Genomic DNA, 20419 nt, shown 5'->3' on the forward strand with positions numbered 1-20419 from the left:
TGACCGGGACGGATATGTTCTCGATGACGTGACAGCAGCCCTTGTCGGCATCCCGCTCGATGTGTGAGGCGGCAGTCGAGAGACCAACACCTTGAGCGTAATCGAACCATTGAAAATACGTTACTAATTTCAATGCCTTATAAATAATGTGGTGGATGTCTTCTACTATTATGGAGCATGACTGGGCGGTATGGACCGACAACCCAAGCCCGGCACCACAGACTACCAGGCACAAAAACGCATCAGCCCGGCCGCAAATTGGTGCTTTTCGCACATCGCGTTATTTCCTAGTCAACTGGATAGACCGCATCGACGAGGAACACGGCAATGGTGACGCCCTTTTTCTGGAACGAGCTAAACACCTACGATTTTGCCGGGCTGTCGGCCGATACGACGATCGCGATCTTGCCGATTGCGTCAACCGAGCAGCATGGGCCGCATCTGCCTGTCGCAACAGACGTGGCGATCGCCAACGGCATGCTGGCGGAGCTGCGCCGTCAGCGGCAGGACGATCTGGATATCCTCGTGCTGCCGACGCAGGAAATCGGCAAGGCCAACGAGCATGTCTATGGTCCCGGAACGCTGTCGCTTGGCGCGGAGCTGCTGATCCCCGTCTGGACGGCGATCGGCGCGAAGGTCGCGGAGGCCGGCATCCGCAAGATGGTGATCGTCAATTCGCACGGCGGCAATGTCGACATCATGAGCATCGTTGCGCGCGAACTGYGCGTGCGCCATCAGATGGCTGTCGTCTCGACCCAATGGGGCCGCTTCGGCAATCCCGAAGGCATGATCAGCGAGCATGAATCGACGTACGGCATCCATGGCGGTGAAGTCGAGACTTCTCTCATGCTGCATTTCCGGCCGGACCTCGTGCGCATGGACAAGGCCCAAAATTTTGTCTCGAAGGCCGAATGGCTGCGTGGGCAGTCGAAATATATGCAACCGTTGCCGCCGCATGCGCTGGCGTGGATCGCCCACGATCTCAATCCGAACGGTGTCGTCGGCGATGCGTCCCTCGGCACAGCGCAGAAAGGCGAAGCCATCTGCCGTCATCAGGTTGAGGGCTTCATCGAATTGCTCCATGACCTGAAAGGCTATTCGCTGTCCAACCTCTACTCGAGGTAAAGTCCTTCAATTCGAAATAGGCATCACGCTGTGGTGGGACTGTCCGGCCCGATGTAGCCATTTGTCCGCAGTTCCTGCACCAATCCCGACAGTTCTGCGAGCAGGTATTCGACGAACAGGCTGGTGGCAGCATCGAGAGGCGCACGGGCGCGAGCAATCAGCTTCATCGGCTGATGCCTTGCATGCGGCTCGGCGATCGGCCTGAAAACAAGCTCGCCCAGCCTGCATTCTGTGATGACATCGAGCGGATTGAGCAGGGTGATCCCTGCCCCACATTTTACCAGTTTCCTCAGCATTTCCGAGGCGTTGCTCTCCAGCACGGGTTCAACGGATACGTCCATGCGCGCCAGTGCCAGGTTGATGACGTCGCGCAGACTCGTCCCGGATTGCGCAAGAACCAGGCGCTCCTGAACAACATCCGCAAGATTGATCGGCCCGGGCCTGATCAGGCGATGGCCGGGCGGCAGGACGACACCGATCGGTATGTCGAAATTGCCGAGCGTCCGGATCCCGGGGGTGGCCGGAATATTGAATCCGAGCCCGATATCGACATCTCCCGTCAAGACCGGATTGACCGTCGTCGTGCCGGAATCGTTCCTGACATGAAAATAGACGCGCGGGTTCACTGACTGGAAGCGCGTGATGATCTCGGCAAGCGGCCCGGACGCGAGACCGACGGTGGTCACCAACCGCACCTTCCCGGCTTGCTGCATCTTCAGGCTGCGGATGCGGCCTTCCAGCCGGTCGTAATTCTTCAGCACCTCACGGATGTGCTCGATGCAGAGTTCGCCCGCGGCCGTCAGCCGCAATCCGCGAGGCAGCCGTTCAAAGAGCGGCGCTCCCATTTCCTCCTCAAGCGCCAGGATTTGCCGATTGATGGCGGAGGATGCAACGTTCAGGCGCGCCGCTGCCTTTCGGATCGACCCCGCCCGCGCGATCTCGTTCATATAAAGAAGCTTCCTGGAATGCAGCATCGGGTCCTCGTTGCATCAATTTTAAGCGCCACGCACAAATTAGACACAGGCACCTCATGAGGTGCCGAAAAGGCATCATTGTGCACGAATTTTGATGCTTTTCAAACAGCAAGACAAGCGCTCAACTGTAAGAAGTGGGACGCCGCCGACGACGTCTTTCGGCATCAAAGGGGAACGCCGCTCATGTCCACAGCAGAGATGAACATAGCATTGACGACAATGTTGGGGCTCGGCGGTGCAATCGCCCTCGCCGCTCCAAGCTACGCGCTCGAGACAGTCAGTTACGGGACCAACTGGCTCGCACAGGCAGAACACGGTGGCTTCTATCAGGCTGTTGCCGACGGAACCTACGCCAAGCACGGCCTTGACGTGACCATTTTGCAAGGCGGCCCGAATGCCGCCAACAGTGCACGGTTGATCGCCGGCAAGATCGATTTCTACATGGGTGGCGCACAAGGCGAAATCGCGGCGGTGGAACAGGGCATTCCGCTCGTCGACGTCGCCGCCATCTTCCAGAAGGATCCACAGGTCCTGCTCGCGCATCCGGATGCCGGTATCGAGTCGTTCGAGGACCTGGCGAAGCTGAAGGCACTTTTCCTCGGCAAGGACGGTTACCTCACCTATTTCGAGTGGATGAAAGCGAACTATCCGGGTTTCAAGGATGAGCAATACAAGCCTTATAACTTCAATCCTGGACCCTTTATCGCGGACAAGCAATCCGGCCAGCAGGGGTACCTGACTTCCGAACCCTACGAAATCAAGAAGCAGACGGGCTGGGAGCCCAAGGTCTTCCTACTCGCCGATAACGGTTACACCCCCTATTCCACGATGATCACTACCACGCAGGCGATGATCGACACAAAGTCCGACGTCGTCCAGCGCTTCGTCGACGCCTCGATCGAGGGTTGGTACAACTATCTCTATGGCGACAACAGCAAGGCGAACGAACTGATCAAGAAGGACAATCCGGAGATGACGGACGGTCAGATCGCCTATTCGATCGCCAAAATGAAAGAATACGGCATCGTTGAATCGGGAGAGGCGCTGGACAAGGGCATCGGATGCATGACGGATGCGCACTACAAGAGGTTCTTCGACGAAATGGTCGGCATCAAGGTCTTCAAGGCTGACACGGACTATACCAAGGCGTTCACCACGAAGTACGTCTGCAAGGGCACCGGCATGACATTGAAGAAGTGAGTTTTTCAGCACCGACGGCTCGCGGCTCGGATGGCCGCAAGATCCTCGCACGAAGAAGCGTTCTTGATGAAAAGAGACAGCAATGCCGCTAGCCGAAGCCCAGATCGCGCCTCAGAGGGAAACACGCAAAAGGCCGCTGGTCCAGTTGCAGTCCGTATCCAGAACATTTTCGAATGGAACCATCGCGCTGGCTGGCATGTCTCTGACGGTCGCGAGCGGTGAGTTCATCAGCCTGCTTGGACCGTCCGGCTGCGGAAAGTCGACGGCACTACGGATCATCGCCGGCCTTGGCGATGTTTCCTCCGGCAAAATCGACTGGCCGAGCTCGCGGATCAATGCGAAGGGGCTGCCGGAAGGCGATATCGGCTTCGTCTTCCAGGAGCCGACGCTGATGCCCTGGAAGAACGTTTTCGACAATGTTCACCTGCCGCTGAAGCTGCGCGGCATTTCGAAGGTGGCGGCGCGCGACGAGATCATCGGCGTGCTCTCGACAGTCGGCCTGCAGGATTTTGCCGAAGCCTATCCGCGTGAACTCTCGGGCGGCATGAAGATGCGCGTTTCCATTGCCCGAGCGCTGGTCACCAAGCCCAAGCTTTTGTTGATGGACGAGCCATTTGCGGCGCTCGACGAAATCACCCGTCAGAAGCTGAACGACGATGTGCTAAGGCTCTGGAAGGAGACCGGCATTACGGTGATCTTCGTCACGCATTCGGTCTTCGAGTCTGCATATCTCTCAAACCGTATCGTCGTCATGAAGGCACGTCCGGGCCGCGTTCACGACGACATTCCGCTTGTGACCCGCCTTGAACGCGACGCGCATTACCGGACATCGGAGGAATACCGCCAGGCGTGCGAGACCGTGTCCCACTCGCTCATCGGCGCCATCAACGCGGCAGGGGAAGACCGTTGAGCTCCGATGTCGTCGACGCCCTCGTACCGTCGGCATCCAAAGCGCCGCACGCCAGCCACCGCGATCTGGCGCTCCGGGTCGCCATTCCGATCATCACCATCGTGGTTCTCGTCGTCATCTGGGGGCTCTACGTCAAGCTTTCCGGCGTGCCGCCTTACATCCTGCCTGGCCCGGCAGCCGTGGCAGCGGCCTTCGTCAACGATTGGGGCACGCTCGCCCCTGCCCTTTGGGTCACCACCAAGATCACGCTCATGTCACTTGCGCTGGCGCTGGTGGGGGGCGTCGGCTTCGCCGTCTTCCTGGTGCAGTCCAAGTGGATCGAGATCGCTTTCTATCCGCTTGCGGTCATCTTGCAGGTGACGCCGATCGTTGCAATCTCGCCGCTCATACTGATCTATGCGCCGTCGACGCAGGTGGCGCTGTTGATCTGCGCATTCCTGGTCGCCTTCTTTCCGATCCTATCCAACATGGTACAGGGTCTGAAGAGCGTCGATCACAACCTGATCAATCTCTTCGAGCTCTACGGCGCTTCACGCTGGCAGACGCTTCTCTATCTCAAGTTGCCAGCTGCCCAGCCCTATTTCATGACCGGTCTTCGCATCGGCGGCGGGCTGGCGCTGATCGCCGCCGTCGTTGCCGAGTTTGCAGCAGGCTCGGCGGGCGCCGGATCCGGCCTCGCCTTCCGGCTGCTGGAAGCCCAATACCGCATGAACATCCCTCGTCTGTTTGCGGCCCTGCTGATGCTGTCATTGCTCGGCGTGGCGATTTTCGCGATCACCTCTTTCATATCATGGCTCAGCCTGCATCGTTGGCATGAGAGCAGCCTGAAACGGGAAAACTGATGACCTGTTCCTTCATGTCCCCTCCGAGTGCCGACCGCCTCGTGCTGGGCAATGCGACGCTGCCCGCCGCGGCGGTCGAGGGCTATGACGCACCTGCCACTGAAGGGTTGGTACGCGCCGATCTGGTGATCGCGGACGGCATGGTATCGGCCATATTGCCAGCCGGCAGCGCGCCTCCGGAATTCGCCAAATCCGATCTCCGCGAAGGGATGATCTGGCCATGCTTTGCCGACGTCCATACCCATCTCGACAAGGGGCATATCTGGGCGCGAAACCACAACCCGGATGGCACTTTCATGGGCGCGATCGAGGCCGTCGGCGTCGACCGTACCGCGCACTGGTCCGCGCAGGATGTGCGCAAGCGGATGGAATTTTCTCTGCGCTCGGCTTACGCGCATGGCACCAGCCTTATCCGCACCCATCTGGATTCAGTCGCACCGCAACACCGCATCTCCTTCGAGGTGTTCGCCGAGGTTCGCGAGGCCTGGAAGGACAAGATTGCCCTGCAGGCGGTTGCGCTCTTTGCGATGGACGCGATGGTGGACGAGGCCTATTTCGGCGACCTCCTATCGGTTGTTCGCGACACGGGCGGCTTGCTCGGCGGCGTGACAAAGATGAGCCCCGATCTTGTCTGGCAGCTCGACACGCTCTTTCGTGCCGCCGCCAACAACGGCCTCGATATCGATCTGCATGTAGACGAGACAGATGATCCCGGCGCGGAGACGCTGAAGGCAATTGCCGAGGCCGTTCTGCGGAACGGCTTCACGGGCAAGGTGACGGCGGGGCACTGCTGCGCGCTCGCACGGCAAGACGATGGCATTGCCCAGCGCACGGTCGAACTCGTTGCCAAGGCGGGAATCGCGATCATTTCGCTGCCGATGTGCAACGCCTATCTGCAGGATCGTTATCCCGGCCGCACGCCGCGCTGGCGTGGCGTCACGCTCTTCAAGGAGCTTGCCGCAGCCGGTGTGGCTACCGCTGTCGCCTCAGACAACACCCGCGACCCCTTCTATGCCTACGGCGATCTCGATGCCGTCGAAGTGTTCCGCGAAGCAGTCCGCATCCTTCACCTCGATCACCCGCTCGATACCGCAGCACGCGTGGTGACGACCTCCCCGGCCGAGATTGCCGGGCGCCCTGATATGGGGCGCATCGCCGTCGGCCGACCCGCCGATCTCGTGCTCTTCAGCGCCCGTCGCTGGAGTGAATTCCTGTCCCGGCCGCAGTCTGACCGCGTGGTTCTACGGCGCGGCAAGGTCATCGACCGCAGCCTGCCGGACTACCGTGAACTCGATACCGTCCTTGGAGGCTGACATGCCGGACTACCAGAAGATCAGACAAGAGCTCGAAGGCATTGCTGTTGAAGACAATCCGGCGCTGGTACGCCAGAAAAGCCGCGATTTCTATTGGTACTCGCCAATTCTCAAGGCACAGCTTGACGGCGTGACGGCCGATCTGGTGGTGACGCCGAAGAATGAGGCCGAGGTAATCCAGACGCTCAAGGTCGCCTTCGCACATGGCGTTCCGGTGACGCCGCGCGGCGCGGGCACCGGCAATTACGGCCAAGCCATGCCGCTGTCGGGCGGCATCGTGCTGAACCTTGCGGCGATGGACAAGGTCAAGGAGATCCATCCCGGCCGGGTCATCTGCGAACCGGGCATCGTGATTGCCCAACTGGACAAGCAGACCAGGGCTCATTCCGGACAGGAACTGCGCTTTCACCCCTCCACCGCCCAGACGGCAACGATCGGCGGCTTCGTCGCTGGCGGCTCGGGCGGCGTCGGGTCGATCACCTGGGGCGGATTGCGCGATATCGGCAACATCATACGGCTGCGCGTCGTTACCATGGAAGCCGAGCCACGCATACTCGACCTCACCGGCTGGGACCTGCAGAAAGTCAGCCATGCCTATGGCACCAACGGCATCATCACCGAGATCGAGATGCCGCTCGCGCCCGCCTACGACTGGGTCGACGTACTGGTCGGCTATGACGACTTCATGGCAGCCGTGCGCTACTCGGATGCGCTGGCGAAGTGCAACGGCATTCTGATCAAGGAAATCGCGCCGATTGCCGCGCCCATTCCGCATGCGTATTTCACGCGCCACAAACCCTTTATCCGGCAGGGCCAGTCTCTCGCGGTGCTGATGATCGCGCCGCATTCGATGGATGCGTTCATGGCCTTCACATCGGCACAGAAGGGCGAGGTCGTCTTTCGCTCCGACAAGGTCGAAAGCATGAAGGGCATTCCGCATGCCTACGAGCTTGCCTGGAACCACACCACGCTTCGCGCGCTGAAGATCGATCCGAGCTTTACCTACCTGCAGGTCCAATACCCTGGCCCCGACCACGTGGCCAAGGTCGCCAAGATGGTCGAGATCTTCGGCGATGAGGTGCCAGGTCATCTCGAATTCATCCGCTTCGACGGCGAGATCCAGTGCGCGGGGTTGCCGCTGGTGCGCTATACGACCGAGGAGCGGCTTGAAGAGATTATCAAGATTCATCAGGATCATGGGTGCCCTATCTTCAACCCGCATCGTTACACGCTGGAGGAAGGCGGCATGAAGCAGACCGACAGAGTTCAGCTTGCCTTCAAGCACGAGACTGACCCGCGGGGGCTGCTCAATCCGGGCAAGATGATCGCCTGGGAAAACCCCGACTTCGACTTTTCCGCCGGCGAAAACTACCTCTTCCCGGGTCTTGCCGCTGTGATGGAGGCATCATGAGGGTTCTCGTCCTTCATTCACATCCCGTCTTGTCGAGCTACGGCCATGCGCTCTACCGGCAGACGCTGGAAAGCCTGACTGCCGCAGGACACGATGTCGATCCCTGCGATCTCTACGAGGAGAATTTCGATCCGGTACTGTCGCGCCACGACAGGCTGATTTATCACGATTATCCCGACAACACGTTGCTGGTGAAGGGCCATGTCGAGCGGCTAAAGCAGGCGGAAGGACTAGTGATCGTGACGCCGGTGTGGAACTTCGGCTTCCCGGCGATCCTGAAGGGCTATTTCGACCGGGTCTGGCTTCCCGGCGTTTCCTTCGAGCTTGTCGACGGCAGGGTCGAATCCCGCCTGCGCCATATCCGCAAACTCGGCGCGGTGTTCACCTATGGGGCAACCCCCTTCCGTGCCTTCGTGGCCGGAAATCCGCCGAAGAAGATCGTCAAGCGCGTTCTGCGCGCGCAGATCAATCCACTGCGCCCAGTTACCTTCCTTGCCCACTACGACATGAACAAGTGCACACCGCAAACGCGCGCTGCGTTTCTGGGCAAGGTGAAGACCGCAATGGAACGGTTCTGAGCGGCAGATTGCCTCCAGGGATCCTCGCTAGGTGGATTCGCGAAATCTGCGGCTGGACACCGAAATCGGATTGCCCGATGGGTCGCGGGCGTTCGCGTAGACATATCCATCTGCCTGGTGTAGCGGGCCGAATTCCAGCCCCCGCCCGGCGCTCACTTCACAAAAATGCCGGACGTCTTCGACGGCGAAAGCCAGCTTGACGACCGACTGGCCTTGCTTCTGCGCCTTTCCAGCCTGATACACCATGATGCTGGCGCCGCCGTCCTCATTGACGAGTTCGATAATTCTGTCATCTGTCCTCCTCAACGCGCTGAAACCAAAGTGCTTTTCATAGAATAGCACTGTCGCCTCAATGTCCCTGGCGTAGAGGACGACGTTACTGAATTGTACAGCCACCCGATGACCTCCAGCTTGTTGTCACAACACTTTAGCCGCGGTTACTTCGACCTCGACCAGGAATTCCGGCCGGGTGAAGCCGCCGACGACAATAAGGGTCGAGACCGGCTTGGGTTCAAGCGTATAGCGATCGCGAACGGCCATGTAGGCCGGAAAGTCTTCGCGCTTTGTGACGAAGCCGCCGATGCGGATGACGTCCGCGAATGTCATCCCCGCCTCCTGCAGGATCGCGTCGAGCGCCCTGAAGCAGAGCTCGGCCTGCGATGTCACATCGTCGGGGATCGTGTCGTCCAATCCGATACCGAGTTGGCCCGAGGTGACGAGCAGCGATGCGCCTGATGGCACGAGCAGGCCATGACTGTAGTTTCCAAACGGCCTTCGGACAGTCGGCGGATTGAATATCTTCTTCATAAGATACCTATAAATTACAATTGTTTGCGCTTTAATTCTGACTTACAACGATAGGATCAATCGCCCTTGGTCGATGCAAAGACAATACTTGCATCACTGACGATTGTAACGTGCGAGTAAGCAGCCTGGCTGGCCGCTGCGGTATCGCCGCGCATGATGGCGGTGACGATCACGTCGTGTTCGTCATAGGACATTGCCAGGCGCCCGGGCAGCCTGAACTGCGCACGACGGAAGGGCGCGAGCCGGGCGCGGGTTTGCGTCACCAGCTCGTAGATGTGATCGTTATGAGCGCCGCGATAAATCCGCGTATGGAAGTCTGTGTTGTGCGTGGCGTAGTCTTCCTCCGCGCCGGCGTGCACAAGCTTGGCAGATGCGCGGTGATGAAGTTCCAGCGCTCGCCTTTCGTCAGCAGTCATGCGCTCCGCTGAAAGCCGCGCACATATGGCCTCAAGCTCCGACATCGCCTCGAACATCGAATGAAGGTAGGCCTCGGTCACGTTGGCAACGACGGCGCTGCGATTTGGTTCGCGGTCGACCAACCCCATCGCGCCAAGCTCGCGCAGAGCTTCGCGGACCGGCGTTCGCGACACATCGAAGCGGGTGGCGAGCGAAATCTCGTCAAGCTTTTCACCCGGCAAGAGAACGCCGGTCACAATCATGTCCGCTATGGCTCGCACCATCTGCTCAACGGTGGTCCCGGCCCTGATCACTTGCCTGGGTCTGATCTGCTTCACGTATACAATCTGCTCCTATCGACTGCATACAGATGCATGCACATAGGTCTGAAGTCAAATAATTTTGCTCCCATAATAGTTTACGGCTGCATGAACACGGTTTCCGGAGCTGAACGCCGGGGCCGATAAGATAGTCTATTAATCATCGATTATTTTTTCATCACATTCGGCATTAAACTGCATACAGTTTACACAACTGCGCCAGGATCTTTATTTTAACGAAAACAAAACAACGACTTAAAATTTGGCACGGCCATTGCATACACTTTTCTGCAACGTTTTTTTTCAAACCGGCCATCGCCGCAAGGAGCATTCCAATGACCAAACTCCTTTCCATGAACCGCCGCAACTTCCTCCAAGTTTCTGCTGCCGGTGCGCTCACCATGACACCCGGATTGCTGCCGAGCCGTGTTTTCGCGCAAACCGCTCTGACGGTTGGCTTCATCTATGTCGGCCCGAAAGACGACTATGGCTATAACCAGGCACATGCCGAGGGCGCTGCTGCCCTCAAGGCGCTGCCGGCCGTCACAGTCGTCGAAGAGGAGAACGTGCCGGAGACGGTCGATGTCCAGAAGACAATGGAGTCGATGATCAACCTCGACGGCGCGACGCTGATCTTCCCGACGTCGTTCGGCTATTTCGACCCCCATATGCTGGCAATGGCAGCGAAATATCCCGACATCCAGTTCCGCCATTGCGGCGGCCTCTGGCAGGAGGGCAAAAACCCGATGAATACGGGCTCCTATTTCGGCTACATCGGCCAGGGTCAGTATCTGAACGGGACTGCGGCCGGCTATGCTTCGAAGAGCAAGAAGATCGGTTTTGTCGCGGCCAAGCCGATCCCTCAAGTTCTGCAGAACATCAACTCCTTCCTCCTCGGCGCACGCTCTGTCGATCCCTCGATCACCTGCCAGGTGATTTTCACCGGTGAGTGGTCGCTGGCCGTCAAGGAAGCGGAAGCCACCAATGCGCTGATCGATCAGGGCGCCGACGTCATCACCTGCCACGTCGACAGCCCCAAGGTGGTTGTCGAGACGGCAGCCGGCCGCGGCGCCTTCGTCTGCGGCTATCACGCCAACCAGAGCCCGCTGGCGCCTGAGAAATATCTCACCGGCGCCGAATGGGCTTGGGGCAACGTCTACACCGACTTCGTCAAGAAGGCACAGGCGGGCGAGAAGCTCGGCAACTTCGTACGCGGCGGGCTGAAGGACGGCTTCGTCAAGATGAGCCCGCTAGGCCCGGCCGTTTCGGCGCAAGCGCGCACGAAATTCGACGTGACGCTCGCGGAGATGATGACCGGCAAGTTCTCGGTCTTCAAGGGACCGATGAAGGACAACAAGGGCAACGTCATCGTCGCAGCCGACAAGGCTTACGCCGAAGACGCGATCGAGCTCGAGAGCATGGACTACCTGGTCGAAGGCGTCGTCGGATCCACGGCTTGAGCCCAAGGGAGAAGCGTCATGACAGTCGAGGCGAACAATCCCGCAATCTCCATCGTTCCAGAGCGGTCGCAGCTCCGGCCGATGCTGGAATGGCTGGCGCGGCGAGCGGAACCGATCGCCATCAGTTTTTGCGCGATCCTGGTCGGGCTCGCGCTTTTCTCCCTTTTCATACAGGCGGTCGGCAAGTCGCCGGCCGTCCTCTTCCAACTGATGTACACTGGCGGCTTCGGCAGCTGGTTCTCCGTCCAGAACAGCCTCAGCCGCTCCGCCCCTCTCCTCCTGACGGCACTGTGCGTTGCGCTACCGGCCCGTCTCGGGCTCGTCATCATCGGTGGAGAAGGTGCAGTGGTGCTTGGCGGCGTTGCGGCCGCTGCCATCGCTCTGCCGTTCGTCGGAACGCTCCCCGCCCTTCTCGTGCTTATCCTGATGGCGGCAGCCTCCATGATCGTCGGCGGCGTCTGGATAGGGCTTTCCGGCTTCCTCCGCCACTATCGCGGCGTCAACGAAACCATCTCGTCGCTCCTGCTCGCCTATATCGCGATCGCGTTGATGAACCAGTTCGTTGAGGGACCGCTTCGCGATCCGGCAAGCCTGAACAAGCCGTCGACGACGCCGTTGCCGCCAGAGTACATGCTGGGCAAGATACCTGGGATGGACGTGCACTGGGGGCTCGCCATCGGGGTCGTCGCCTGCGTCCTCTCCTGGATCCTGATCGAGGTGACGAGCTACGGMTTTGCCGCGCGCATCGCCGGCGGCAATGTTCGCGCCGCACAGATCCAGGGCCTGCCGGTCGGCCGCCTGATCGTTGGCTTCACGGCGATTGCCGGCAGCTTCGCTGGGTTGGCAGGGATGATCGAGGTTGCCGCAGTCCAAGGCAGCGCCAACGCCTCGCTCGCCGCGGGCTACGGCTATACCGGCATCCTCGTTGCCTTCCTGGCGCGGCATAACCCGTTGGCGATCATTCCCGTTGCGATCCTTCTCGGCGGCATCGATGCCTCCGGTGGGCTTATCCAGCGCCGCATGGGCCTGCCTGACGCGACCGTTCTGGTGCTGCAGGGCACGCTCTTCATCGTCATCCTCTTCTGCGAGACCTTTTACGGCCGCTTCAAGATCTTCAATCCCGACCTTTGGAAAAGGAGCGCATGATGGAAGACACCGGCATTGGCCTCTGGGGCGTTCCCCTCGCCATCTTCGCGGGCGCGATCCGCGTCTCCACCCCCTTCATCTTCGTCAGCCTCGGGGAGACCATCACCGAGCGTTCCGGCCGCATCAATCTTGGTCTGGAAGGGACGCTCGTCTTCGGCGCCATGACGGCATACGCCATTGCGGTCATGAGCGGCTCGGCATGGCTCGGCATGCTGGCGGCGATGGGAGCGGGGGCGATCTTCGGCTTGCTCCACGGGTGGATCTGCAAGTGGCCCAAGGTCAACGACATCGCGATTGGCATCGCCATGATGCAGTTCGGACTCGGCCTTGCCTTCTTCCTCGGGAAACCCTTCATCAAGCCGGTGGCGCCGCATCTGCCATCGATTCCGCTCGGCTCATGGTCCGGCCTGACGCAGGTGCAGGCGGCGCTCAACATCAACGTCCTCTTCATCCTGGGCGCCCTTCTCGCTTTCGCGCTCTGGTGGGCCTTCAAGAACACGCGGATTGGCCTCGTGTTGCGCGTCGTGGGCGACAGCACCGATGCAGCGCGCGCCATGGGCATCAATCCGGATCGCGTACGCCTGCTTGCCACCGCCGTGGGCGGTTCGCTCGCAGCTGTCGGCGGCGCCTATCTCTCGCTCTATTATCCGGGCTCCTGGAACGAAGGCATTTCATCCGGCCAGGGTCTGATGGCCGTGGCACTGGTGATCTTTGCCCGATGGAATCCCATCGGCTGCTTCCTCGCCGCCCTGCTGTTCGGCGGCGCCGGCGCGCTCGGCCCGGCGCTCCAATCCGTCGGCGTCACGCAGGGATACTACATTTTCTACGCGGCGCCTTACGTGCTGACGCTCGCCATTCTCATCGCCACCTCCTCGCCTACCCGCTCGCTGGCTGGCGCGCCGGGCGCATTGTCGCTCACGAAATAGGAGATGAGCCATGAATGATTTCAGCTACCCYACAGATCTGAAGACGGCATCGGCAGCGCCATCGCCGGTGGAGCGAAGGACACGGCCCACCGATGCATATACGGACCTGGTCCAACAAGCGACCAGCACCATGGCGAAGCATCAAACTTACGGCTGAATAGGAGACAGACGATGGACGCGATGGTCGAAACCAAAGGGCACTATGTCAACGCCGACCCCTATCCCTGGCCTTACAACGGCGCCTTGCGACCGGACAACACGGCGCTCATCATCATCGACATGCAGACGGACTTCTGCGGCAAGGGCGGCTATGTCGATCACATGGGCTATGACCTTTCCCTGGTGCAGGCGCCAATCGGACCGATCAAGACCGTGCTCGCGGCGATGCGCGCCAGGGGCTACCACATCATCCACACCCGCGAGGGGCACCGCCCCGACCTCGCCGACCTGCCGGCCAACAAGCGCTGGCGCTCGCAACGCATCGGCGCAGGCATCGGCGATGCCGGTCCCTGTGGCCGCATCCTGGTTCGCGGCGAGCCGGGCTGGGACATCATTCCAGAACTCTATCCGCTCGACGGCGAAGTGATCATCGACAAGCCCGGCAAGGGATCCTTCTGCGCCACCGACCTGGAGCTGATCCTGAACCAGAAGCGTATCGAGAACATCGTCCTGACCGGCATCACCACCGATGTCTGCGTCTCGACCACGATGCGCGAGGCGAACGACCGCGGTTTCGAATGCCTGCTGCTCGAGGACTGCTGCGGCGCGACAGACCATGGCAACCACCTCGCCGCCATCAAGATGGTCAAGATGCAGGGAGGCGTCTTCGGCTCCGTTTCCAATTCCATGGCTCTCATCGAGGCGCTTGCCTGATGCCCGGCTTATGCGGTCAGACCTTCTGCCAAGCCGAGCGCCGAAGCCTGACCGGCGACTGCACAGTTGCCATCATTGTCGAAAAGGAGAAATGAAGTGAGCATCGTACGCGACACGCCCCTTCCCCAGGCCGGAAAGGCCGTGGGAATCCAGACGCTCGACATGACCATGCGGTTCGGCAGCTTCACGGCGCTCGACCATGTCTCGGTCGATATACCCGCCGGCACTTTCCATGCGCTGCTTGGCGAGAACGGCGCAGGCAAGTCGACGCTGGTGAAATGCATCATGGGCTTCTACCACCAGACCTTAGGTTCGCTCTCTGTGGACGGTCGCGAGGTGGCTGTCGCCTCGCCAAAGGACGCTGCCGCCTATGGGCTCGGCATGGTCTACCAGCATTTCACATTGGTGCCGTCGCTGACGGGTGCGGAAAACCTCGTCATCAGCCGCGCCAAAGTGCCTGCGGTCATCAACTGGGCTAGGGAACGCAAGGACCTCGCCGCCTTCATGGAGCGCATGCCGTTCAAGATCCCGCTTGACCGCCGGGTGAGCGAGCTTGCGGCCGGCGAGAAGCAGAAGCTTGAGATCGTCAAGCAGCTCTATCTCGGCCGCAGCTTCCTCGTGCTCGATGAGCCGACATCGGTGCTGACACCCGCCGAGGCGGATGAAATGCTGGGGCTGGTGCGCGGCATGACGGAGCGCGGCGAGCTGACCGTGCTGATGATCTCGCACAAGTTCCATGAGGTCACCAAATTCGCCGATGCCGTCTCGATCCTGCGGCGCGGCAAGCTGGTGGGCGGCGGGAACGTGGGCGAACTGTCGACCTCCGAAATGGCTTCCATGATGATCGGCGACGTGAAACTTGCCGAACTCGACACCCGCGTGCCGGTTTCCCAGGTCGCCAAGCCGGTGCTCAGGGTGGAGCGGGTGAAAGCGCCGGATCGATCAGGGTTGAAGACGATCGAGATCGAAAACCTCACCGTCCGGTCCGGCGAGATCGTCGGCATCGCGGGCATATCTGGCAACGGACAGAAGGAGCTCACCGAGATCCTCGCCGGCCAGCGCCAGACGCATGCCGGCACGGTGACGGTGAACGGCTGGGCATACGGCGCAACGCGTCATGAGACCCGCAGGAATCACGTCCGCTTCATCCCTGAAGAGCCGCTGCAGAACGCTTGTGCGCCGCGCATGACGGTCAGCGAGAACCTCGCCTTCCGCACCTTCGACCTGACGGAGGATGGGAGGGATGCGATCTGGCTGAGCCCGGGCAAGATGAAGAAACGTGCGACCGACCTGATTGCCGATTTCAAGGTGAAGGCCGCTTCCTCGTCGTCGCCCATTGCCGCCCTTTCCGGCGGCAACGTGCAGCGGGCCGTTTTGGCGCGCGAACTCACCGGTGAAGTCGATCTGCTGATCGTTTCCAATCCCTGCTTCGGCCTCGACTTCTCGGCGGTGGCGGAAATTCGGGCACGCATCATGAGGGCTCGCAATTCAGGTGCCGCCGTGCTGCTGCTTTCGGAAGACCTCGACGAACTGCTTGAGATGTCCGACCGCATCGTGGTCATGTCCGATGGCAAGCTCGTCTATGAAACACCGGCGCTCGCCGCCGACATTTCGATCATCGGCGCGCATATGGCAGGACACCACTGATGGGTGAGATCAAGGCACAGCCATTCGCCTTCCCTGCCAAACCCGACCAGCTGGCACTCATCGTCATCGACATGCAGCGGGATTTTGCCGAGCCGGGCGGCTTCGGCGCCAGCCTCGGCAACGATGTCGGCCGCATCACGAAAATCGTGCCCGATGTCAAACGGCTGATCCAGGGTTTTCGCGATGCCGGGCTACCTGTGATCCACACGATGGAATGCCACAAGCCCGACCTCTCCGACCTGCCGCCAGCCAAGCGCAATCGCGGCAAGCCGAGCCTCAGGATCGGCGACGAGGGACCGATGGGGCGCATCCTGATCGCCGGCGAGCCCGGCACGGCGATCCTGCCGGAGCTTGCGCCGCTCGACGGCGAAACCGTCATCGAGAAGCCCGGCAAGGGCGCATTCTACGCGACCGAGCTCGGCGACGTGCTCAGGCGCAAGGGCATCAGCCAGCTGGTGTTTGCTGGCGTCACCACGGAAGTCTGCGTGCAGACGACGATGCGCGAGGCGAACGACCGCGGCTACGAATGCCTGCTCGCCGAGGAGGCGACGGAGAGCTACTTTCCGGAGTTCAAGGATGCTGCCATCGCCATGATCCGTGCCCAAGGCGGAATCGTCGGCTGGACTGCGCATATTGACGATATTCTGGAGGTGATCGGCCATGCCTGAGAAGACACGCGAACTACTGACATCCGGCGGCTGGAAGGAGCTGCCGTTCGGACCGTTCAGGGAGGATGTCACCATTCACTGGATCCAGCCCTTCGAAGGCGACCAGCCGGGGGTCGCTCTGTTGAAATACGAGGCGGGCGCTGCAGTCCCGCGCCACCGCCACGAGGGCCTTGAAACCATCCTGGTGCTGGAAGGCACGCAGTCGGACGAGGCCGGTGACTACGGCAAGGGCAGCTATGTCGTCAACGCAGCCGGAACGGAGCACAGCGTCTGGAGCGACACCGGCTGCGTGGTGCTGATCCAGTGGGACCGGCCAGTGGTAATTCTGGAAGAGGAAAGAGCATGACCGGCGGACCGGCTTTTGATATCGCATCACTGCATGCATTCTACGACAACGGCGGCACGGTCGTGGAGATCATCGATCGCGTCTTCATGCGTATTGCCGATGTTGACGACCCCGGCATCTTTCTGCACCTTGCCGACCGGCAGACATTGGTCGCCGAGGCCGAAGCGCTCGGTGCGTTCGATCCTGCGGCCAAGCCACTCTGGGGCATTCCGTTCGCCGTGAAAGACAATATCGATGTCGCCGGCATGCCGACGACGGCCGCCTGCCCGCATTATGCCTATCTGCCTGCCAGCGATGCGACCGTGGTCCGGCTGCTGAGGCAAGCAGGCGCGCTGGTCATCGGCAAGACCAATCTCGATCAGTTTGCGACCGGCCTCGTGGGTGTCCGTTCGCCCTATCCGATCCCGCGCAATGCGATCGACCCGACACTTGTTCCGGGCGGCTCGAGCTCCGGCTCTGCCGTTGCGACCGCGCAAGGCATCGTCAGCTTTGCCCTCGGAACAGACACAGCCGGCTCCGGCCGCATTCCGGCCGGGCTCAACAACATCGTCGGCCTGAAGCCGAGCCTGGGCGCATTATCGACCACGGGCGTCGTGCCTGCGTGCCGGACGCTCGATTGCGTCTCCATCTTCGCAACTACGGTTGACGACGTCTGGCGGGTGTTCGCCGTCGCGGCCAGACACGACGACGCCGATCCCTACTCCAGAGCCGTCCAGGCTACCGGCCACGATCCGTTGCCACCGATGCTTGCTATCGGCATACCTGCTAAGGAGGATCGTCAATTCTACGGCGACACGATCATGGAGGCCGCCTACGACGATGCATTGGCTACCCTCACCCGCCTCGGCCATCGGCTGGTGGAGATCCCGTTCGGCGATTTCTATAAGGTTGCCAATCTGCTCTATGAGGGCGCCTGGGTGGCTGAGCGTTATGCAGCGGTCAAGGATTTCTTCGATGAGAAGGAGGAGAGCTTCCATCCCGTCACGCGGAAGATCTATAGGTCTGCCAGGACGCTGACAGCTGCTGACGCGTTTAAGGGGTTTTATGCGCTACAGGCGCTCAAGCGAAAGCTGGAACCGCTGATCGCTTCCGTCGATCTGTTCTGCGTGCCGACCGCGCCGAGGCACTACACGCTCGCCAATCTCGCGGCAGAGCCGATCCGAGAGAATTCACGGCTCGGAACCTACACGAATTTCGTCAACCTGCTCGACATGTGCGGTATAGCGGTTCCGACAGGAAAACGCGCCGATGGCCTGCCGGCCAGCGTCACGTTCCTCGCGATGTCAGGTCGAGACGGCCTGACGGCGGCGCTCGCCCGCGACATTCACCAGAGGGCCGGCGTTGCGCTCGGCGCAACCAGCTGGCCGCTGCCGCCGGCGGCCAAAGCGACCACGGTAGGCGAAAACGGCCTCATCAACCTCGTGGTGGTTGGCGCCCACTTGTCGGGCATGCAATTGAACGGACAGCTGCGCGATCTTGATGCCCGGTTTTCGCGCGAAGCCCGGACGTCCGATGCCTATCGTCTCTATGCGCTGGCGGAACAGGTACCGGCCAAGCCGGGCCTCATTCGCGTCGAAACCGGCAAGGGGGCTGAAATCGATGTCGAGGTCTGGCAGTTGATGCCCGCGGCCTTCGGGGCGTTTGTCGCCGCAATCCCCTCGCCGCTCGGCATCGGCACGATCTCTTTATCCGACGGGACGTCCGCAAAGGGTTTTCTGGTCGAAGCCGCGGCCATCGCAGGAGCCATCGACATCACCGGATATGGCGGCTGGCGCAATTATGTCGCCGCCGATAGGGAACTGCGCCCGCGAAGCGCCGGCTGAACAAAGGCCCTGGCACGAAAGCGCACTGATGAAGCCTAGGCGCTTTCGAGTTCCGCCAGTTCGACGTCGAAACTCATCTGATCATAGGCCGGGACGACGTGTTCCGGCGTCTCGGCCATGACGGTGTCGTAGTCCAGCGGCGTATGCATGTGCGTCAGGATCGCCCGTTTCGGCTTCAGACGGTCGATCCAGTCCAGCGACTGCTCCAGCGACAGATGGCTTGGATGATACCGATACTGCAGAGCGTCGATGATGAGGACATCGAGATCCTCAAGCTTTACAACAGTTTCCGGAGGAAAATCGCTGATATCACTGCAATAAGCGACATTACCGATACGGAATCCCAGCGAGATGATGTCACCATGCTGTTGGGCGTGCGGGCAAAACGAAATGGCACCGCCCGCACCGCTGATGCGCAACGGCGCGTCAATGCTTCCAATGATCTTGGCTTCGACGATCGGCGGATAGTTGCTGCCGGGCGGCGTCTCCATGCAATAGGCAAACCCCTGGCGGATACGGTCCATGGTGATCTCAGTCGCGTAAATCGGAATGCGCTGCTGAGAGCCGAAGTAGTATCCGCGCAGGTCGTCCAGCCCGTGAATGTGGTCGGCATGCGCGTGGGTGTAGAGGACCGCATCAACCTGCTCGACGCGGGCGGCGATCATCTGCTCGCGGAAATCCGGGCCGGTGTCGATGACGACAGTGGTCACGCCGCCGTTGTCGTCATACTGCTGCACCATGAAGGACGCACGTGTCCGCCGGTTCTTCGGGTTTTCCGGATCGCAGGCACCCCAATCACCAGTGATGCGCGGGACGCCGGGCGAGGATGAGCAACCGAGGATGGTGAAACGCCGCCGGTAGCCCACGCCCTCAGATCCTTGGCATCTTCGAGAAAATGCGGAAGGCGTTGTCCGTCGTGATGCGCGCCGTGTCGGCGTAACTGAGACCGATGGTCTCGGCCAGAACTTCGGCCGTGTTGACGACATAGGAAGGCTCGTTGCGCTTGCCGCGCCAACGTTTCGGCGCGAGATACGGCGCGTCCGTTTCAACCAGTAGCCGGTCGTGCGGGACTGTCTTGGCGATCTGGCGCAATTCCTCCGACTTCGGGAAGGTCAGGATGCCGGAAAAGGAGATGTAGCCGCCGAGCTCGACGCCAGTCCTGGCAAGCTCCGGTCCCGCCGAGAAACAGTGCAGAATGAAGGGAAAGGCGCCCTTCCCTGTCTCCTCAGTCAGGATCTCGGCCATGTCCTCGTCGGCGCTGCGGCTGTGAATGACCAAAGGCAACTGGGTTTGGCGGGCGGCTGCGATGTGACGCCGGAACCCGGTCTGCTGGTCCTCCGGCGTCTGCGTGTCATAGAAGTAGTCGAGACCAGCTTCGCCGATCGCGACCACCTTCTCATGAGTGTTGGCGAGACGAACAAGGTCGTCTGTCTGAATATCGAGTTCTTCGTTCGCGCTGTTTGGATGAGTGCCGACCGAACAAAAGACAGTGGGATACTTCTCAGTGATCGCGAGCAAGCCGTCGAGCTTGCGGACACGGGTCGAGATCGTCACCATCTGCCTCACCCCGGAATCGTGGGCACGCTTCACGATCTCGTCGCGCTCCTCTTCGAAATCAGCGAAATCCAGGTGGCAATGAGTGTCGATCAGCATG

General features: G+C 60.7%; 21 protein-coding genes. 15 read left to right on the top strand and 6 right to left on the bottom strand.

Annotation, left to right across the window (positions count from 1 at the left end):
* Positions 1–327: 327 nt before the first annotated feature.
* Positions 328–1125 (top strand): creatininase family protein, encoded by a 798-nt coding sequence (locus AC1DMK_RS00120; protein WP_477856473.1) that lies wholly within the window; start codon positions 328–330, stop codon positions 1123–1125.
* Positions 1126–1148: 23 nt separating this feature from the next.
* Here the strand turns inward: AC1DMK_RS00120 and AC1DMK_RS00125 are convergent, their stop codons facing one another.
* Positions 1149–2099, bottom strand: a complete 951-nt coding sequence (locus AC1DMK_RS00125; protein ID WP_477856474.1) for a LysR family transcriptional regulator — start codon at positions 2097–2099, stop codon at positions 1149–1151.
* Between the two features lie 183 nt (positions 2100–2282).
* Here AC1DMK_RS00125 and AC1DMK_RS00130 point away from each other — a divergent pair, with 183 nt between their 5' ends.
* From AC1DMK_RS00130 to AC1DMK_RS00155, 6 genes are all read left to right on the top strand, one after another.
* On the top strand, positions 2283–3299 hold the full coding sequence (locus AC1DMK_RS00130; RefSeq protein ID WP_477856475.1) for an ABC transporter substrate-binding protein: 1017 nt from the start codon (positions 2283–2285) through the stop codon (positions 3297–3299).
* An 82-nt stretch (positions 3300–3381) separates the two neighbouring features.
* Positions 3382–4209, top strand: coding sequence for an ABC transporter ATP-binding protein (locus tag AC1DMK_RS00135; protein WP_037061728.1), 828 nt, complete (start codon positions 3382–3384; stop codon positions 4207–4209).
* On the top strand, positions 4206–5051 hold the full coding sequence (locus AC1DMK_RS00140; protein WP_037061726.1) for an ABC transporter permease: 846 nt from the start codon (positions 4206–4208) through the stop codon (positions 5049–5051). Before AC1DMK_RS00135 ends, AC1DMK_RS00140 begins: the two co-directional genes overlap by 4 nt.
* Complete coding sequence (locus AC1DMK_RS00145; protein ID WP_477856477.1) at positions 5051–6364, top strand: cytosine deaminase; 1314 nt, start codon at positions 5051–5053, stop codon at positions 6362–6364. The genes AC1DMK_RS00140 and AC1DMK_RS00145 overlap by 1 nt, the downstream gene beginning before the upstream one ends.
* A 1-nt stretch (position 6365) precedes the next feature.
* On the top strand, positions 6366–7775 hold the full coding sequence (locus tag AC1DMK_RS00150; protein ID WP_477856479.1) for an FAD-binding oxidoreductase: 1410 nt from the start codon (positions 6366–6368) through the stop codon (positions 7773–7775).
* Positions 7772–8353: an NAD(P)H-dependent oxidoreductase gene (locus AC1DMK_RS00155; RefSeq protein ID WP_037061722.1), complete on the top strand. Its 582-nt coding sequence runs from the start codon at positions 7772–7774 to the stop codon at positions 8351–8353. The genes AC1DMK_RS00150 and AC1DMK_RS00155 overlap by 4 nt, the downstream gene beginning before the upstream one ends.
* 27 nt (positions 8354–8380) lie before the next feature.
* Here AC1DMK_RS00155 and AC1DMK_RS00160 read toward each other — a convergent pair whose 3' ends face one another.
* The 3 genes from AC1DMK_RS00160 to AC1DMK_RS00170 are packed head-to-tail and all read right to left on the bottom strand — an operon-like array spanning position 8381 to position 9894.
* Positions 8381–8749 (bottom strand): VOC family protein, encoded by a 369-nt coding sequence (locus AC1DMK_RS00160; protein ID WP_477856481.1) that lies wholly within the window; start codon positions 8747–8749, stop codon positions 8381–8383.
* A 21-nt stretch (positions 8750–8770) separates the two neighbouring features.
* Positions 8771–9160: a RidA family protein gene (locus tag AC1DMK_RS00165; protein ID WP_477856483.1), complete on the bottom strand. Its 390-nt coding sequence runs from the start codon at positions 9158–9160 to the stop codon at positions 8771–8773.
* 56 nt (positions 9161–9216) lie between these two features.
* Complete coding sequence (locus tag AC1DMK_RS00170) at positions 9217–9894, bottom strand: GntR family transcriptional regulator (protein ID WP_037061719.1); 678 nt, start codon at positions 9892–9894, stop codon at positions 9217–9219.
* Between the two features lie 317 nt (positions 9895–10211).
* Between AC1DMK_RS00170 and AC1DMK_RS00175 the strand changes: the two genes are divergently transcribed.
* From AC1DMK_RS00175 to atzF, 8 genes are all read left to right on the top strand, one after another.
* Positions 10212–11336 carry a BMP family ABC transporter substrate-binding protein gene (locus AC1DMK_RS00175; RefSeq protein ID WP_037061718.1) on the top strand — a complete coding sequence of 375 codons (1125 nt, stop codon included), beginning with the start codon at positions 10212–10214 and terminating at the stop codon, positions 11334–11336.
* 18 nt (positions 11337–11354) lie between these two features.
* Positions 11355–12482, top strand: coding sequence for an ABC transporter permease (locus AC1DMK_RS00180; protein ID WP_037061717.1), 1128 nt, complete (start codon positions 11355–11357; stop codon positions 12480–12482).
* Positions 12482–13408, top strand: a complete 927-nt coding sequence (locus tag AC1DMK_RS00185; RefSeq protein ID WP_037061787.1) for an ABC transporter permease — start codon at positions 12482–12484, stop codon at positions 13406–13408. The genes AC1DMK_RS00180 and AC1DMK_RS00185 overlap by 1 nt, the downstream gene beginning before the upstream one ends.
* 171 nt (positions 13409–13579) lie before the next feature.
* Entirely contained in the window at positions 13580–14281 is a 702-nt protein-coding gene (biuH, locus tag AC1DMK_RS00190) for a biuret amidohydrolase (RefSeq protein WP_037061716.1), read from the top strand.
* A gap of 96 nt (positions 14282–14377) precedes the next feature.
* Positions 14378–15928 carry an ABC transporter ATP-binding protein gene (locus tag AC1DMK_RS00195; RefSeq protein WP_477856487.1) on the top strand — a complete coding sequence of 517 codons (1551 nt, stop codon included), beginning with the start codon at positions 14378–14380 and terminating at the stop codon, positions 15926–15928.
* A complete protein-coding gene (locus AC1DMK_RS00200; protein ID WP_037061714.1) occupies positions 15928–16596 on the top strand; it encodes a cysteine hydrolase family protein in 669 nt (222 codons plus the stop codon). Before AC1DMK_RS00195 ends, AC1DMK_RS00200 begins: the two co-directional genes overlap by 1 nt.
* Positions 16589–16942, top strand: coding sequence for a cupin domain-containing protein (locus tag AC1DMK_RS00205; protein ID WP_037061713.1), 354 nt, complete (start codon positions 16589–16591; stop codon positions 16940–16942). The genes AC1DMK_RS00200 and AC1DMK_RS00205 overlap by 8 nt, the downstream gene beginning before the upstream one ends.
* On the top strand, positions 16939–18765 hold the full coding sequence (gene atzF / locus AC1DMK_RS00210) for an allophanate hydrolase (protein WP_477856489.1): 1827 nt from the start codon (positions 16939–16941) through the stop codon (positions 18763–18765). The genes AC1DMK_RS00205 and atzF overlap by 4 nt, the downstream gene beginning before the upstream one ends.
* A gap of 35 nt (positions 18766–18800) precedes the next feature.
* On the opposite strand, the gene AC1DMK_RS00215 is transcribed toward atzF, so the two are convergent.
* Both AC1DMK_RS00215 and AC1DMK_RS00220 read right to left on the bottom strand, forming a co-directional pair.
* Positions 18801–19631 (bottom strand): MBL fold metallo-hydrolase, encoded by an 831-nt coding sequence (locus AC1DMK_RS00215; protein ID WP_037061711.1) that lies wholly within the window; start codon positions 19629–19631, stop codon positions 18801–18803.
* 4 nt (positions 19632–19635) lie between these two features.
* Complete coding sequence (locus AC1DMK_RS00220; protein WP_037061710.1) at positions 19636–20418, bottom strand: TatD family hydrolase; 783 nt, start codon at positions 20416–20418, stop codon at positions 19636–19638.
* Between the last annotated feature and the right edge of the window lies 1 nt (position 20419).

It is taken from the genome of Rhizobium sp. 05L419 (genome assembly GCF_056397845.1).

What these genes read in the sequence shown, in the direction of transcription:
- AC1DMK_RS00125 (WP_477856474.1), bottom strand. Translation starts at nt 2,099, where the DNA reads ATGCTGCATTCCAGGAAGCTTCTTTATATGAACGAGATCGCGCGGGCG.
- AC1DMK_RS00130 (WP_477856475.1), top strand. Translation starts at nt 2,283, where the DNA reads ATGTCCACAGCAGAGATGAACATAGCATTGACGACAATGTTGGGGCTC.
- AC1DMK_RS00135 (WP_037061728.1), top strand. Translation starts at nt 3,382, where the DNA reads ATGCCGCTAGCCGAAGCCCAGATCGCGCCTCAGAGGGAAACACGCAAA.
- AC1DMK_RS00145 (WP_477856477.1), top strand. Translation starts at nt 5,051, where the DNA reads ATGACCTGTTCCTTCATGTCCCCTCCGAGTGCCGACCGCCTCGTGCTG.
- AC1DMK_RS00150 (WP_477856479.1), top strand. Translation starts at nt 6,366, where the DNA reads ATGCCGGACTACCAGAAGATCAGACAAGAGCTCGAAGGCATTGCTGTT.
- AC1DMK_RS00155 (WP_037061722.1), top strand. Translation starts at nt 7,772, where the DNA reads ATGAGGGTTCTCGTCCTTCATTCACATCCCGTCTTGTCGAGCTACGGC.
- AC1DMK_RS00165 (WP_477856483.1), bottom strand. Translation starts at nt 9,160, where the DNA reads ATGAAGAAGATATTCAATCCGCCGACTGTCCGAAGGCCGTTTGGAAAC.
- AC1DMK_RS00175 (WP_037061718.1), top strand. Translation starts at nt 10,212, where the DNA reads ATGACCAAACTCCTTTCCATGAACCGCCGCAACTTCCTCCAAGTTTCT.
- AC1DMK_RS00185 (WP_037061787.1), top strand. Translation starts at nt 12,482, where the DNA reads ATGGAAGACACCGGCATTGGCCTCTGGGGCGTTCCCCTCGCCATCTTC.
- biuH (WP_037061716.1), top strand. Translation starts at nt 13,580, where the DNA reads ATGGACGCGATGGTCGAAACCAAAGGGCACTATGTCAACGCCGACCCC.
- AC1DMK_RS00200 (WP_037061714.1), top strand. Translation starts at nt 15,928, where the DNA reads ATGGGTGAGATCAAGGCACAGCCATTCGCCTTCCCTGCCAAACCCGAC.
- AC1DMK_RS00205 (WP_037061713.1), top strand. Translation starts at nt 16,589, where the DNA reads ATGCCTGAGAAGACACGCGAACTACTGACATCCGGCGGCTGGAAGGAG.
- atzF (WP_477856489.1), top strand. Translation starts at nt 16,939, where the DNA reads ATGACCGGCGGACCGGCTTTTGATATCGCATCACTGCATGCATTCTAC.
- AC1DMK_RS00220 (WP_037061710.1), bottom strand. Translation starts at nt 20,418, where the DNA reads ATGCTGATCGACACTCATTGCCACCTGGATTTCGCTGATTTCGAAGAG.